Origin of the sequence: Salinicoccus siamensis (assembly GCF_042429615.1) — a bacterium.
Classification (GTDB): Bacteria; Bacillota; Bacilli; order Staphylococcales; family Salinicoccaceae; genus Salinicoccus; species Salinicoccus siamensis.
The window spans coordinates 35,977-50,604 of the sequence record NZ_JBHMAH010000007.1; the positions used below are offsets into that span (position 1 = coordinate 35,977).

The following is a 14,628-nucleotide window of genomic DNA, read 5'->3' on the forward strand; positions in this document are numbered from 1 at the left end:
ATTTTAGATGTTGAAGCATTGTGATGACTGGTGCTTCTTAAGTCTCCGCAGTCAATTCATCGAGGTGCGGATCATCGAAGATATCTTTGTCCAATGAGCCATTCGTCTGGGCGGTGATGGTGCCGGCTGTCATGGAACCACTGACGTTGAGTGCCGTTCTGCCCATGTCGATAAGCGGCTCGATGGAAATCAGGACCGCGGCAAGGGCGATCGGCAGGTTCATCGTCGACAATACAATGATGGCGGCAAATGTCGCACCACCACCGACACCAGCGATGCCGAGTGAGGCGATTACCGTAACGGCGATCAGTGTCACGATGAACTGCGCGTTGATTTCAACCCCTGCTGCCGGTGCAATCATGATGCCGAGCATTGCCGGATATACCCCGGCACAACCGTTCTGCCCAATGGATAGGCCGAAGCTGCCGGAAAAGTTCGCAACGCTCGCCGGGACACCGAGGCGTGTCCGCTGGGTCTGTATATTAAGCGGCAAGGTGCCCGCACTTGAACGTGAAGTGAAGGCGAAAATCAGAGTCTCGAGCGTCTTCTTCAAATATTGTACAGGGTTGAGTCCCGTCAAGGCAATCAGGCCAAGGTGGACCAGGTACATTGTAATGAGTGCCGCATAGGAAGCGACGACGAACACTCCCAGATCGTATATTGCGGCGAAGTCTGAAGTGGCGACGGTGGATGTCATCAATGCCAATACACCATAAGGCGTCAATGCGATGATGATTTTTACGAGCTGCATGACCCATCCATTGACGGCGATGATGCCGCTGCGTATCTTCTCACCGTTTTCCTGATCCCGGTCCATAAGGCGGATGAGGCTGACGCCCATGAATACGGCGAAAAATACAACTGCGATAGTGGAAGTCGCGCGCTCTCCTGTGAAATCAAGGAAAGGATTGGCAGGCAGCAGGGACAACAGTTGTTCTGGCAACGTCTGCCCTTCAATTTCTGACGCAGTCGATTCGAGTGCGATGGAACGGTCATTCTCTTCTTCGCCAAGGTTGAAGTTGGATGCGTCCAAATCGAAGATGAGCGCAGCAGAGACGCCGATAGTGGCAGCTATTGCTGTTGTACCGAGCAGTATCGCAATGATTTTGATGCCTGATTTAAGGAATTTCTCCTTCATATCCATTTTGGCGAATGCACCAAGTATGGAGATGAATACAAGCGGCATGACGATCATCTGGAGCAGTCTGACGAACCCGCTGCCGACAATCGCGACCCAGTCCATCGTATGGGTGATGACTATATTTTCAGTGCCATAGATGAGCTGCAGGGCGGCGCCGAATACGAGGCCGACCAACAGGCCGAGCATCACGCGATAGGAGAATTTCACTTTTCTTTGCTTCAGTATGACCAAAGCCCCGATCAGTGATAGAAATACAACAAGATTTATGATGACCAATAATAGATTCAATTGAGGGAACCCCTTTCGATATGAATAGTATCATCATAAACGAGTAATCCCTACTTGTAAAGTAGGAATTACTAAATTCTTATTGTATTAGTCGGAATTCATCAGATATAAGTGCCGTGTCGCCCGTGACGCGAGGACATAGAGGATGTGCACTGAATCTTTATAGCTTGAAGCATCCGTCAGAATCACCGTATTATATTCGAATCCCTTCGATAGATAGTACGGCAGGATGATGAACGACTGGTTATAGAGGGTATCCGTCTCCCCGAGGTTTTTAAGGTCCGGGAAATCATCCTTCAACTGTTCGAACCATGCATCCGCCGATTCCCTGGAAGGGGTGATGATGGCGACTTGAGGATGTGATGCCGACTGCAGGATGCTGCGGACGCTCGCGAGTTCATCCGTCGTCTCGACATGGTGGACGGGCGCACCGTCGATTGAGGCCGACTGTATGGAATCTGGTATGAGAGTGTTCAAGAAGGCATTGATCTGATTGGTCGAACGATATGACCGTTCAAGTGCCTTCTTGACATGATTCTTGGCGACGAGCGCATCTTTACGTCCGGGATGGATCTGCTGGTTCGGGTCGCCGAGGCTCGTGAATGTGGCATTCCTATAGAAATGGCGGAGGACATAGTACTGGATATTCGAATAGTCCTGCACTTCGTCTACAAGAACATGCTGGATTTTTCTATCGGCGCGGCCGAGCAGGCGGATGAACATATAGAGCAGTGGTGCGATATCTTCATATTTGAAATGGTTTTCCTTGATCGATTGGATCGTCGGATTGCGGAATGCCTTTTCTCCGATGGAGTTGACGTACAACTTCTCGAAGTGGACGAAGCGGTAGAGTGAAATTTGGCGATGCACAGTTTTAAGCTGGGCTTTGGCATGCTGGTGTGCCTCGTTCTTAAGTTCGTGGCGTTCACCGATGTACTGGTTGTCAGAAAGCAATGTCTCAAACCGCTCGTTCGTCAGGCTTGCCACCCTTTCCGTGTAGAGGTTCAAAAGCCGCTCGCGGATCAGCGACAGGCGGCGGCTGATCGGATGATGCCCCAACTCGTTATAGAAAAGGTGCTGTAGCTGCTCTTTTGTGAAGAAGATGCCGTCTTCACCCTTCAGTTCACGGAATTCCATGCCTGTCTCATGAAGACGGTTCATGAAGCGGTGCAGCGATTCAAAGTAGTGGAGGGAGTTCTTATAGGCATAGATGTCATGACCCTGGTCGGTCTCCCTTAACCGTCTGATGTTTTCGTAGACCGTCTCGAACCGGCGGCCGCCAAAATACGGGAAGCGGCTGATGAGGCGATAGAACGTCATGTTCTTCACATGATTCTCGCCCAGTTCAGGCAGTACATCGGAGAGGTAATCATTGAACACTTCATTGGGTGATACGAGAAGGATGTTACCGGGGTCGAGCTTGCCCTTGTGCTGATAGAGCAAAAAGGCGATCCGCTGCATCGCAAGGGAAGTCTTGCCGCTCCCCGGGGGGCCATAGACGAGGGTGTCCTGCGATAGCGGCAGGCGGATGACATCATTTTGCTCCTGCTGGATGGTGGAGACGATATTCTTCAGTTTGGACTGCGAGGAATCGGTGATCATCTGCTGCAGTATTTCATCTCCGATATACATATCGCTGTCGAACATGTTGACCAGCGTACCATCTTCTATGATGAACTGGCGGCGTTCCGTGACAGTCGCATCGATCCGGCTTCCGTCCGGGATGATATAGTCGAGTTCCCCGGTCGTATTTTCATAGAACAGGCCTGCAACAGGCGTGCGCCAGTCGTATATCAATATGTCGTCATCGCGGTCCTTGATGGTGCCGGTGCCGATGTAGAGCGGCTCCCCATCGACGACGATTTTTCCGAAGTACGGCTTCGGCAGCATCCGTCTGGTGCGTTCAAGCATTGTATGGATATAGTTGAAGTTCATCTCGGTCCTTCTGATTTCAGGCAGCATCTGGACGAATTCCATGACGTTGCCGTCAGCGAAATCAACAACGTTGGATATATTCTCGTTGATGTCCTGGCGTGTGTCGAGTATGCCTTGTGACACCGTATCCTGTCTCCTTTTCAGGTCGGCATGGAAGACCTTCAGGAAGCTGGTGATGAAGGTGAGGTGGTGCGCTTCTTCTTCAAATGATAGATTTTTCAAGAAAACCCTCCTTTATCTCGACATTCATCATATATCGGTTCGGCTTCAATTGCCAGTCTTAAAATCGTAGGTGTGCTGTGCTACAATGGAGATGTCGAATTGATTTAATTTTATAAATTAGAGGACATTGACCATGAAGAAAATTATTGTTTCAGGTTTGGTTGCAGGCATCGCGTCAGGCGTTCTGCTTTTTCTTGTATGCGCCTATGTCGAGTACAGTGCGGAGATAGAATTGATGACACTGTTGTTGAACATTGATTTCGTATATGATGGTGAACTGCATCTGTTAGTGGAGACAGCAATTCATCTCGTTGTCTCCATCGTTCTCGCGACCGTTCTGAAAGGTTTCCATATATACCGGCCGTCCCTCTACATGCCGGCTATGGTGACAGCCTGGGCTTCTACAGTAGTGCTCTACTTCATATTGCCTCAGGCGGCAGTCCAGTCCATCAATTTGGAGGGGCATATCGGGTTTTTGTTATGGGTCATTTTTCATATCGGCTTCTTTGAACTCCTGCATCTGTTTTTTAAACGTGGTATTTAATGCTTCCTCCGGAATCTGCCGGGGAAGCATTTTTATGTCCATTGATGGGTATACAGGTAACATGGATCAATAATGGAGAGGTGATGAGGATGGACAGGAGCAAGGCACAATCATTATTGGAAGAAGTGATGGCGATCCGCACACAGGTCAAAGAAGAAGGGGAGTCCCTTTTTGATAGATGGCGTACAGCATCGATGCGTCCAGAATATGAGATGAGCGCCCGCAATCTTGCCTATTATATGGCATTCAGGAAGCATGACAGGCGCACGCTCCAACACTCGCTCATACCATGGGGCGTCTCTTCCCTAGGCAGATTGGAGGCCGATGTGATGGGCACGCTTAATGCGGTCGTACGGACGCTCGGATTCATTGCCGATCGAGATGTCGGCGATATCGACTACCGGACATCTTCCTCGCTTTTGGAGCGCAACCAGGCACTGAAGGAAAATACCGCTCAGCTGTTCGGAGAAGTCGGGGAACGGGACACCCGCATACTTGTGACGATGCCTTCCCAGGCGGGAGATGATTATGGGCTTGTGCTGAGCCTGGTTGAAGCCGGTATGGATATGGCACGCATCAACTGTGCACACGACGAAGAAGATGGGTGGCTCGGCATGATTGAACATATCCAGCGTGCCGAGGAGGAGACCGGCAGACAATGCCGCATTCTGATGGATATAAGTGGACCGAAAATACGCACCAGACATCTGCTGACTTCAAAACGGAATCCGAAACTGAAGGAGGGCGAACGTTTTCTGTTATCGGTCAAGACTGCCATGACGCTGCCTAAAGGGATTGAGATTGCGCTCAATACTTCCGTCCCTGAAGTCATCAGTAAAATCGAGCGGGGCCAGAAGATCAAGATCGATGACGGGCACATTGAGGCAGTGGCGACCGATATTCTGGATGACGGGGTCATCTGTGAGGTGGAGCGGACGGTCAAAGAAGGCGGTGTCAAAGTCAAGACGGAGAAAGGCATCAATCTGCCGGATCTTGATTTCAAGCTGCCGGTCCTGACGAAGAAGGATGAGAGGGATCTTGATTTTGCTGCGCAACATGCAGATGTCATCGCGTTTTCATTCATCAAGGACGCTGGAGACATCGAAATGATAGAAGAAGCCTTGGATTCAAGACTTGAAGGCGAGCGCCGCAAACTGCCATCAGTCGCGAAGATCGAGACCCCGGAAGGCATACGGAATCTGCCTGAAATCATACAGAAAGCGGCAGGGGCCCGGCCATTCGGTGTCATGCTCGCGCGGGGGGACCTTGCGGTTGAAATCGGCTACGAGCGGCTGAGTGAAGTGCAGGAGGAGCTCCTGTGGATCTGCGAAGCGGCCCACGTCCCCGTCATATGGGCGACTCAAGTGGTGGAGTCCCTCGTCAAGACCGGTATTCCGACCCGTTCCGAAATGTCGGATGTGGTCGCCGGTTCGCGCGCCGAGTGCATCATGCTGAATAAGGGCGACTATATCGTCGAAGGGGTCGAGGTCGTCTCTGATATTCTGGAGAAGTTCGAGGACCATCATTATAAGAAAACTGCCATGCTCCGGTCGCTTGGCATCGCCCGTGACGCGTTTGAATGAATCTTTTGGGAGGGGTAATCCCCTCTCTTTATTTATGAAAACGTATTCATTGTCAGAATTAGCTGTTTTTTCTGAAAATAGAGTTTAATTTATCCAAGTTACCCCGTATACTACTTTCAAAGAGGAGTAAGGGGTGAGAGGTTATGATGGAAGAACCGATAGTTGCGACCGTCATGTTGTTTGCTTTAATCGCTTTAGGAGAAGTGATCTCCGTCTTGACGCGGGCTCGTATACCGATGTTGATGACGGCGATGCTGGGATTTTTGATTTTGACATGGATTGGTGTATTTCCGGAAAACATACTGGAATTATCAACCTTGCCGGCTTTAGGTGCGATACTCATCGGACCACTGATTGTACATATGGGAACTTTGATGCGCTTTTCGGTTCTGAAGAAGCAATGGCGTGCTGTAATAATCGCCCTTTCCGGGTTGGTCGGAGCCTTGGTGCTTATATTGGATCTTGTTACGTTGGTGTTTGACTTTGAAACTGCAGCAAGTGGCGTCGGTCCCGTTTCGGGTGGGGTCGTGGCACTTCTGATTACAAACGAGACATTGACGAATCTCGGATTATCCAGCCTGATTGTTGTACCAGTACTCGTCCAATCCTTCCAAGGGGTCATCGGGATGCCCCTTGCCACGGCTTTCATGAAACGGTATGGCCGCACATTCATGGCTGGGGAATGGGCAATGCAGGAGAAAAGTATTGGGTTTGAAGAACCTCGCGGTATTTCGCGGTTCAGTCTGATGAAGAATAACACAATCAAGCTGTTTGTCATTTTCCTGTTGGGGATGCTTGGCGTCATCATCGGCGACCTGACAGGCATCCACTATACATTGTTCTGTCTACTGTTCGGTATCCTGGCATTGAATTTCAATCTGTTGCCGAAAAGTGCGCTTGAATCCGCGAACTCGTTCAGCTTTATGATGGTGGCGCTGATATTCGTCATCATCGGCACAATGGGGGGCATCACCCCGCAGGATGTCGTCACCAACATCCCGGCGGTCGCCATGATCTTAGGGCTTGGCATCATCGGCATCATCGGTGGGGGGTTCCTTGCTTCGAAGCTTGTCGGATGGCATCCATATAAGGGTGTGCCGGTCGCATTGACTGCCTTGATCGGTTTTCCGGGGGACTATCTGATCTGCGAAGAAGTCGCCCGCAGTGAAACGAACAACATAGAAGATCAGAATAGACTATTCCAGGAGCTGGTCACGCCGATGTTGATCGGTGGATTCATCACCGTTACGACAGCGTCCATATTCATTGCCACATTCGTCATGAGTCTAATCTAAAATATTAAAGCAGGAGTGTAGATAATGAGTAAACTATTTATAAAAAATATTAATCTGATCGATGGTACAGGTTCTGAAGTAATCGAAAATGTAAATGTTCTGGTGGAAGACGGCCGGTTCAGCGCAGTCAATGCGGATGCGGAAGTGAAGGATGCGGAAATCATAGAAGGCGGTGGGCGATACATGCTGCCGGGCATGATCGATACGCATGTCCATATGATGACAGAGTTCAAGCCGATGGAAGAACGGCTGGTCACGCCATTTTCCTATAACTTCTACCAGGCAATGGGGTACTTGAAACGTACGCTTGATGCCGGTGTCACTACAGTGAGAGATGCACTCGGCAGTGACCTCGGTCTAAAGCGCGCCATAGATGATGGATTGGTGGCTGGGCCGCGCATGCAGATCAGCGTGAACGCCCTGACCATCACAGGAGGACATGGGGACGGCTACAACTATTCAGGCATCAATACAGACCTGTTCCAACCACACCCCGGCATGCCGGCAGGTATCTGTGACGGGGTGGAGGAAGTCAGGAAGAAGACGCGTGAAATGTTGAGGGCTGGGGCGGATATCATTAAAGTCCATGCCACGGGTGGTGTATCGAGCCCGACGGACCACCCGAAATTCACCCAGTTTTCACTTGAGGAGTTGAAGGTCATCGTCGAAGAGGCGAAGTTCAGGAATGGTGTGAAGGTCATGGCCCATGCCCAGGGCTTAGAAGGTGTCAGGCAATGTGTGGAAGCGGGCATCCACTCCATTGAGCACGGCATCTTCCTGGATGACGAGGTGTGTGGATTGATGAAGGACCAGGGCACCTATCTTGTCCCCACGCTGTTGGCGCCGGTTTCCGTCCTCGAGTTCGCCGAAGAGCTGGGGATGCCGAAGACAGCCATTGAAAAATCGGAGGAAGTCATTGAATACCATAAGGAAAGCTTTACACGTGCCTATAAAGCAGGCGTCAAAATCGCAATGGGCACTGATGCTGGAGTGTTCAAGCATGGCACTAACCTAAGGGAGCTCGAGCTCATGGTCGAGTGTGGCATGACACCGATGGATGCGATCGTCGCTTCGACGAAGACGGCGGCAGAGTGTATGGGATATCCGGACATCGGCCTGATCAAAGAAGACTTTGTAGCTGACTTCATCCTGGTGGAAGATAATCCGCTGGAAGACATCGGATTGCTGAAGGATAACAGCAAGGTGACGGTCGTAGCCAAAGAGGGCGTCGTCCATAAGAATATATTAAATTAGACGTAAGCCCCGGGCAATGCCCGGGGTTTCTTTCATGCCAGGAACAGGGTGGATGTTTCAACGGTCAACTGGGTATATGGGATTAAGGAAGGCGTGCTTCCATGCTGCAGACAGTATTGACGGCCGCGGTTTTATACGTGGCTACCGCCATCGATCTGATCGCAATACTGCTGATCTTTTTTGCCAGGGCAGAGACGGATAGGCAGATCAGACAAATCTATATCGGCCAGTATGTGGGTTCATTGATACTGATCATGGTCAGTCTCATCTTAGCCTATATGCTCGGTTTCATACCTGAAAAATGGATTTTGGGGCTGCTTGGACTCATACCGATATACTTCGGGGTAAAGGTCTTGCTGGCGGGTGATCCCGATGAGGCGGAGCCAACAGCGCATTTAGATAAGAAGGGGATGGACAGGTTAACAGGAAAAGTAGTGATGATCATAATCGGAAGCTGTGGCGCTGATAATACCGGGTTGTTCGTTCCATATTTTGTGACGATCGATGCAGGCGGTCTGGCTGTCTCTCTAATGGTGTTCCTCATTTTCATCTTTCTGCTGGCCTTCACTGCGCATGGCATAGCACATACCGACCTGGTTGGAGAAACAATAGAAAAGTACGGTACATGGATTATGGCGCTCATATATATTGGCCTTGGGGTATTCATCCTCTATGAAAATGAAACGGGCAGACGCTCTTTTTCTTTCTCTGGTGAAAAATATTTTCTAGCTGCATATCAATTTTGAGCAAATAAAAATTGGGTCGTTGGACATGTGGCTGAAGGAAGCATCTAAAAAGATTCAAACGATATAACGCAAGAAGGGACGGTGTGGAGCCGTCCTTTTTAAGATACTCTGCAATGGTCCTAACGATTGAGCAACGTGCCAGTCACTACATAAAAAATAATGCGAGCATTGGTCATTGCGCCGCTTATCTTTTTACCCTATCATATATATTGATTACCATAGGCAATCAAACGGGCTGTAATGGCCGGATTGGAGTAATATATGAAAAAAGCCGCAGTCATCATCAATAAAAACTCGGGTAAAAAAAAGAAACCGCCCATTGAATACCGGGTGCTCGATGCATTGAACAGTCAGGGCTATAAAGTCGACATCCACTACACGGATGGAGCGGACGCAAAGGAAATCGCGATGGCTGTATCAGATGTCGATCTGATTGTGTCAGCAGGCGGCGATGGTACGATTGGTGAAATCATCGATGGCATGGTGGAGAGTGGGTCAGATGCACCGCTTTCCATCCTGCCGGCAGGGACCGTCAACGATTACACCCGCGCACTAGGTCTGCCGCTTGACATGGATACCGCCATAAATAACCTGAGATCCCCCCAAAAGACTATAGAAGCGGATGTCATCAAGGGCAATGACCGCCATATCGCCTATTTGATCGCGCTCGGTGATTTTATGGAATCTTTCACCCGTGTAGGCTCGACCGCTAAGAATCGCTTCAGCATCTTCGCCTATCTCTATGCCGGATTACGTGCGCTCGTCACAATGAAGGCATATCGTGTGAAAATCGAAACGGAATCGGAAAAGGTGATGAGTGATTCCATATTGACGATTGTAGCGAACACCTCATCCGTCGGCAGCTTTGAAAAATTGCTGCCGCACGCAAGCATCGACGACCGCCATCTGCATATCCTCAACATCACGCCATCGCATCCGAAGGCAATCATTGAAATCATCATTGCAGCTTTCAGGGGGACGATTGCCGAGCACAAAAATGTGCATTACATGAAGGCGGAAACACTCCATCTGGATACAGACCGTCTTGAAACGATGGATATTGACGGGGACCCGCATGAATTTGAAGCGATGGATATCAGATTGCTTCAAGGATGCCTCAGAGTCAACGTGCCAGAGGCCTATGCAGAGTAGAGGCCACATACGATAGTTTGAATAAATGCTTTCCAAAGCGCAATGCACCCAAGAGGAATATGGGCTAGGAGGAGGATTATTATTGTGAAAATCAGAGAGAAACTTAAGAACATGAATTTTGAAAAGCGGAGATTACCGGTCAGTTCAAGGATCACCCAACAGACATTGATCAATATCGTGACAATCATCGTCGGATCATTCCTTTTCGCCATCGGCGTCAATACCTTCATGATCGCCGGGAATCTCGGCGAAGGGGGCGTCACTGGGCTTGCAGTCATCCTATATTATGCATTTGATATTTCACCGGCAATCTCGAACTTCCTTATGAATGCAGTCTTACTTGTAGTGGGTTTCAAATTCTTAAGCAGGCGTTCCATGTACTATACAATCGTCGTGGTCATATTGACGTCCTTATTTTTATGGCTGACCGAAGACTGGCAGATCCAGACTGACCAGATATTGATCAACACCGTTTTTGGCGGACTGTTCGTCGGTCTCGGCATCGGTCTGGTCATCCGCATCGGTGCAACCACTGCCGGTACGACGATATTGGCGCGTCTCGTCAATAAATACATGGATATCAACGTCTCCTATGCCCTGCTGTTCTTTGACCTGGTCGTCATTACAATCGGTCTGACCGTCATGACGCTCGAGCAGGTCCTCTTGACTGTCATTGCACTCTACATTGGTATGAAGGTGATGGACTTCATCATCGAGGGTATGAACCCCAAAAAAGCGATCACCATCATTTCCGACCACCCGGATCGCCTCGGAAAGATGATCAACAGTGAAATCAGGCGGGGCGTAACCATCATGGAGGGACGTGGCTTCTATACCCAAGCAGATAAGGATATATTGTATGTCATCATCAACAAGAACCAGCTGCCCCGCGTCAAGCGCCTCATCAAGCACTATGATGAGAATGCATTTGTGGTGGTGCACGACGTCAACAGCGTCCTCGGCAACTATTTCATATAAAACCAAAATCCCGCTTAAAGATAAGCGGGATTTTTTATGCTTTCTTGCGAAGGTAGATGAAGGGGACGGATCCCCCTTTTATTTCGGAAAACCCTCTGTAGGCAAGCCACGTTCCAGTAAAGGTTTTGGGCCCGCTATTTTGAAAGAACAGATAGATTTCATCAACATGTGCGACAGCTTCAAGGTAAGTATCCATCAGGGATGAAGCGATGCCCTGTGAACGGAAATCCGGGTGGACGATGAAGTCGGATATGTATTGCGTAAAAGCCCCATCTCCGGAAGAACGTAGAATACCAACCAACTGTTCATCCGCCCATGCAGTGATGAGATAATCAGATGCAGTGACTGCTTTATGGAGTTCACCGAATCGCGATTCATATCTGGATTGCCCCTTCGCCATATAGAGCTGCTCAAGGTCGTGTTGCCGTAAATTTTTATCCTGCCTTACCTCAATCATGTGCCCACCTCTTTTTAATTATAAGGATAACGTGAAAGCGCTGGACTTGCCATCGTTAATTGCAAGTGCCCGGCATGTCCCATATACTTTAGGGAGAAGTAGAATGATTCTGACAAGTTGATTTTGACGATCATCGGCATCTCACAGACATTACACCATACGGAGTGGAGGAGTGAGGAATATTAAAATAAAAGCTTTGCAGTATCAAGTGAAATTTGGCGATTTCCAAGGTAATCTCAACAAGGTGCGCGCACAGTTCGAACATGCAAAACTTGAAGAGACGGATGTCGTCGTCTTGCCTGAAATGTGGACATCGGGGTATGACCTGGAAAATATAGCGGAGCATGCCTGTCATGACCTTGAACCGGCACTATCGTTCATAGCGGAATTGGCACAGCAATATGATGTCAATATAGTAGCAGGATCCGTCGCCAACATAAAGGAAGATCCGGATAAGGTCTACAACACCGCCTTCGTCGTCGACCGTGAAGGGACGCTTGTGTATGAATACTCAAAGGTGCATCTTGTGCCGATGCTTGATGAACCCAGATACCTTGCGGCAGGAGACAGTAAAGTGGAGACGTTCATGCTCGATGGGAGCAGATGCGGTATGGTGATCTGCTATGACCTCAGATTCCCGGAGCTTTTCAGGGATCTGGCATTGAAAGGGGCTTCCATCATCTTTGTTCCAGCCGAATGGCCGATGGCACGAAGAAAGCATTGGGAAACCCTCCTGTCGGCACGGGCGATCGAAAACCAGTGCTACATCATCGGGGTGAATACGTATGGTGATATAGGAGGCCAGATTTTCGCAGGGCGATCGCTGATGGCAGATCCTTGGGGTGAAGTCATCAGCGAAGCAAAAGGGCAGGCTGAAGCTGTGGTCAGTGGACGCATCGATTCACAGGAAGTGGCACGCATCAGGCAGGCAGTCCCCATTTTTGAAAGCAGGCGGCGGGATATGTATCATTGCCTGTAGAGTACATTCTGAGAAAGGGTGGTCATGTGATTACTGAGACAGATAGAAATCATTTGAAACGGTGCGTAGAACTCGCGCGGACTGCACTGGATAAAGGGGATGCACCATTCGGTTCGCTCCTCGTATCAAAAGACGGAGAAGTGCTGTTTGAAGATCATAATAGGGTTGCCGGCGGCGATGCCACACGCCATCCGGAATTTGAAATCGCAAGATGGGCGGCTTCACATCTGAATGAGGAAGACCGCAGCAACGCGACCGTCTATACTTCAGGTGAACACTGCTCCATGTGTGCCTCGGCACACGGACTTGTCGGCCTTGGCCGCATCGTATATGCAAGCTCCACAAAGCAGCTGAAGACATGGCAACAGGAAATGGATTTGGAACCTGGACCTCTGAAACAACTGTCCATCACTGAGGTACTGCCTGACGCTGAAGTGGATGGGCCCGATGAAGCATTGTCGGAAGAAGTGCGCGAACTCCAGTTCGCTTATCATCAAAAAGCATAGCCCATGAAAAAGGTCTTCTGTGGATAACCGCAGAGGATCTTTTTGCTGACTGGCTTTTAGAAACGATGGTATTAAAATTGGCCATCAGACTTGCTGATAGACCTACAAAAACAGTATGATGGGGCAGCGGGAGGCTACGCCTGGAACTTAGTCGGGAGTGCCTTCTATAAGTGAAAAAAGCGGGGCGCAATCATATGAGCATCTGGTTTCTATTTAACTTTATATTATTGGTCTGGGCGGTCTGGAATGTTGCAGCCGGGTTCTCGTCCAATACACCATATCTACATATATTGCTTGGTTTTACAGGTTTTTTGTTGTTCCTATTCAATTGGACACGCAATGCCGTGTTCTCGACGATACGCAACATCGGCGACCGGCAGAAGAAAATCCGCCTGGCTCAATTTTCCAAGCGCATCAGGCCCTATCACCGCTACGTGGGGACGGGCGCTTTGATCATCATCCTGCTGCATGGTTTTCTGGTCATCGATCACTATACATTCGACTTGTCCAATATGAAGATATTGACTGGTTCAATCGCAGCATTCAATCTGCTGTGTCTGGTTCTCTCAGGATGGTATCGGCTGTTGATTGATCCAAGACTTAAAATCAGGAAACTTCATATCGGGCTTGGCATCTCCATGTTCGTTCTGATCATCATCCATTTCATCTTTTAGATGGCATATCCCCATCGAGGAGCATAATAGAGCAGGCTTTAGGGTATGTAAAGAATATTATGATGAAAGAGAGTGGATCAAATGTCAGAGCATAGAAAATGGACCATAGGGTATATAGCAGCCTTTGCGCTTATGCTGTTTTTTAATTACTTAAGTGCGACTAACGTAAGCGCTGTGGCAAATGACAATCAGACAATCATCCAGCCGGCCGGCTACGCCTTTTCAATATGGGGCGTCATCTACATTTTGATGCTGATATGGCTCATCCGCCTGTTTTTCGAGAAATCGTGGGAAGATTCAGTAGTTCGGAAACTTAAATTCTGGCCGATCGCCAACTTCCTGCTGAATGGCCTATGGATTGTCGTCTTCACCCAGCAATTGCTGATTGCATCAGTACTCGTCATTGGTGCAGTGTTGTTCACATTGGCCAGGATGCATGTGCTGTTGACTGAAAAAGGATACCATTGGTTTGATCGCCTACCCATTTCAGTCTATTACAGCTGGGTAACGATTGCGACGGTGGTCAACATCTTCACACTTATCGTCAGCAGCGATATTGGAACACTGTTCGGCATGGGCGAACTGCCATGGACGATTATCATCCTCGTGGCAGCCACATTGATCATTACGGCAATCGCACTCCGTTTCAAAGATTGGCTGTATCCGCTTATAGCGCTATGGCCATTCTTTGCCATATACACTAAAAATGATGGAATGTATAGAAACCTTGATGTCACCCTGCTCATTACGGGTCTGATGCTGAGTGCAGTGGCTATATTTGTGGCGGTATCGAAGTTGCTTAGGCAGAAGGCGCACTAAAAGGACCTCCCGACGTTGACCGCTCGAGAGGCGCTTTAATTTCAAGACGCAGATA

General features: G+C 49.1%; 14 protein-coding genes. 11 read left to right on the forward strand and 3 right to left on the reverse strand.

Annotation, left to right across the window (positions count from 1 at the left end; genetic code table 11):
* Positions 1 to 37: 37 nt before the first annotated feature.
* Entirely contained in the window at positions 38 to 1,429 is a 1,392-nt protein-coding gene (locus tag ACFFLE_RS03170; protein WP_380569716.1) for an L-cystine transporter, read from the reverse strand.
* A gap of 87 nt (positions 1,430 to 1,516) precedes the next feature.
* Positions 1,517 to 3,586 (reverse strand): HelD family protein, encoded by a 2,070-nt coding sequence (locus tag ACFFLE_RS03175; RefSeq protein WP_380569717.1) that lies wholly within the window; start codon positions 3,584 to 3,586, stop codon positions 1,517 to 1,519.
* A 133-nt stretch (positions 3,587 to 3,719) separates the two neighbouring features.
* Between ACFFLE_RS03175 and ACFFLE_RS03180 the strand changes: the two genes are divergently transcribed.
* The 7 genes from ACFFLE_RS03180 to ACFFLE_RS03210 all read left to right on the forward strand — a co-directional run bounded on the left by ACFFLE_RS03180 (position 3,720) and on the right by ACFFLE_RS03210 (position 11,138).
* Complete coding sequence (locus ACFFLE_RS03180) at positions 3,720 to 4,130, forward strand: hypothetical protein (RefSeq protein WP_380569718.1); 411 nt, start codon at positions 3,720 to 3,722, stop codon at positions 4,128 to 4,130.
* 89 nt (positions 4,131 to 4,219) lie between these two features.
* On the forward strand, positions 4,220 to 5,713 hold the full coding sequence (locus tag ACFFLE_RS03185) for a pyruvate kinase (RefSeq protein WP_380569719.1): 1,494 nt from the start codon (positions 4,220 to 4,222) through the stop codon (positions 5,711 to 5,713).
* A gap of 143 nt (positions 5,714 to 5,856) precedes the next feature.
* Complete coding sequence (locus ACFFLE_RS03190; protein WP_380569720.1) at positions 5,857 to 7,008, forward strand: hypothetical protein; 1,152 nt, start codon at positions 5,857 to 5,859, stop codon at positions 7,006 to 7,008.
* A 24-nt stretch (positions 7,009 to 7,032) separates the two neighbouring features.
* Positions 7,033 to 8,262 (forward strand): metal-dependent hydrolase family protein, encoded by a 1,230-nt coding sequence (locus ACFFLE_RS03195; RefSeq protein WP_380569721.1) that lies wholly within the window; start codon positions 7,033 to 7,035, stop codon positions 8,260 to 8,262.
* Between the two features lie 101 nt (positions 8,263 to 8,363).
* Complete coding sequence (locus ACFFLE_RS03200) at positions 8,364 to 9,008, forward strand: CadD family cadmium resistance transporter (protein ID WP_380569722.1); 645 nt, start codon at positions 8,364 to 8,366, stop codon at positions 9,006 to 9,008.
* A gap of 261 nt (positions 9,009 to 9,269) precedes the next feature.
* Complete coding sequence (locus tag ACFFLE_RS03205) at positions 9,270 to 10,160, forward strand: diacylglycerol/lipid kinase family protein (protein ID WP_380569723.1); 891 nt, start codon at positions 9,270 to 9,272, stop codon at positions 10,158 to 10,160.
* An 84-nt stretch (positions 10,161 to 10,244) separates the two neighbouring features.
* Complete coding sequence (locus ACFFLE_RS03210) at positions 10,245 to 11,138, forward strand: YitT family protein (RefSeq protein ID WP_380569724.1); 894 nt, start codon at positions 10,245 to 10,247, stop codon at positions 11,136 to 11,138.
* Positions 11,139 to 11,172: 34 nt separating this feature from the next.
* On the opposite strand, the gene ACFFLE_RS03215 is transcribed toward ACFFLE_RS03210, so the two are convergent.
* Entirely contained in the window at positions 11,173 to 11,595 is a 423-nt protein-coding gene (locus tag ACFFLE_RS03215; protein WP_380569725.1) for a GNAT family N-acetyltransferase, read from the reverse strand.
* A 172-nt stretch (positions 11,596 to 11,767) separates the two neighbouring features.
* Between ACFFLE_RS03215 and ACFFLE_RS03220 the strand changes: the two genes are divergently transcribed.
* The 4 genes from ACFFLE_RS03220 to ACFFLE_RS03235 all read left to right on the forward strand — a co-directional run bounded on the left by ACFFLE_RS03220 (position 11,768) and on the right by ACFFLE_RS03235 (position 14,573).
* On the forward strand, positions 11,768 to 12,574 hold the full coding sequence (locus ACFFLE_RS03220; protein WP_380569726.1) for a carbon-nitrogen family hydrolase: 807 nt from the start codon (positions 11,768 to 11,770) through the stop codon (positions 12,572 to 12,574).
* A gap of 26 nt (positions 12,575 to 12,600) precedes the next feature.
* Entirely contained in the window at positions 12,601 to 13,080 is a 480-nt protein-coding gene (locus ACFFLE_RS03225; protein ID WP_380569727.1) for a nucleoside deaminase, read from the forward strand.
* A 194-nt stretch (positions 13,081 to 13,274) separates the two neighbouring features.
* On the forward strand, positions 13,275 to 13,754 hold the full coding sequence (locus ACFFLE_RS03230) for a PH domain-containing protein (RefSeq protein WP_380569728.1): 480 nt from the start codon (positions 13,275 to 13,277) through the stop codon (positions 13,752 to 13,754).
* An 81-nt stretch (positions 13,755 to 13,835) separates the two neighbouring features.
* Positions 13,836 to 14,573 carry a TspO-related membrane protein gene (locus ACFFLE_RS03235; protein WP_380569729.1) on the forward strand — a complete coding sequence of 246 codons (738 nt, stop codon included), beginning with the start codon at positions 13,836 to 13,838 and terminating at the stop codon, positions 14,571 to 14,573.
* Positions 14,574 to 14,628: the final 55 nt, after the last annotated feature.

What these genes read in the sequence shown, in the direction of transcription:
- ACFFLE_RS03205 (WP_380569723.1), top strand. Translation starts at nt 9,270, where the DNA reads ATGAAAAAAGCCGCAGTCATCATCAATAAAAACTCGGGTAAAAAAAAG.
- ACFFLE_RS03235 (WP_380569729.1), top strand. Translation starts at nt 13,836, where the DNA reads ATGTCAGAGCATAGAAAATGGACCATAGGGTATATAGCAGCCTTTGCG.
- ACFFLE_RS03215 (WP_380569725.1), bottom strand. Translation starts at nt 11,595, where the DNA reads ATGATTGAGGTAAGGCAGGATAAAAATTTACGGCAACACGACCTTGAG.
- ACFFLE_RS03230 (WP_380569728.1), top strand. Translation starts at nt 13,275, where the DNA reads ATGAGCATCTGGTTTCTATTTAACTTTATATTATTGGTCTGGGCGGTC.
- ACFFLE_RS03200 (WP_380569722.1), top strand. Translation starts at nt 8,364, where the DNA reads ATGCTGCAGACAGTATTGACGGCCGCGGTTTTATACGTGGCTACCGCC.
- ACFFLE_RS03180 (WP_380569718.1), top strand. Translation starts at nt 3,720, where the DNA reads ATGAAGAAAATTATTGTTTCAGGTTTGGTTGCAGGCATCGCGTCAGGC.
- ACFFLE_RS03195 (WP_380569721.1), top strand. Translation starts at nt 7,033, where the DNA reads ATGAGTAAACTATTTATAAAAAATATTAATCTGATCGATGGTACAGGT.
- ACFFLE_RS03190 (WP_380569720.1), top strand. Translation starts at nt 5,857, where the DNA reads ATGATGGAAGAACCGATAGTTGCGACCGTCATGTTGTTTGCTTTAATC.
- ACFFLE_RS03185 (WP_380569719.1), top strand. Translation starts at nt 4,220, where the DNA reads ATGGACAGGAGCAAGGCACAATCATTATTGGAAGAAGTGATGGCGATC.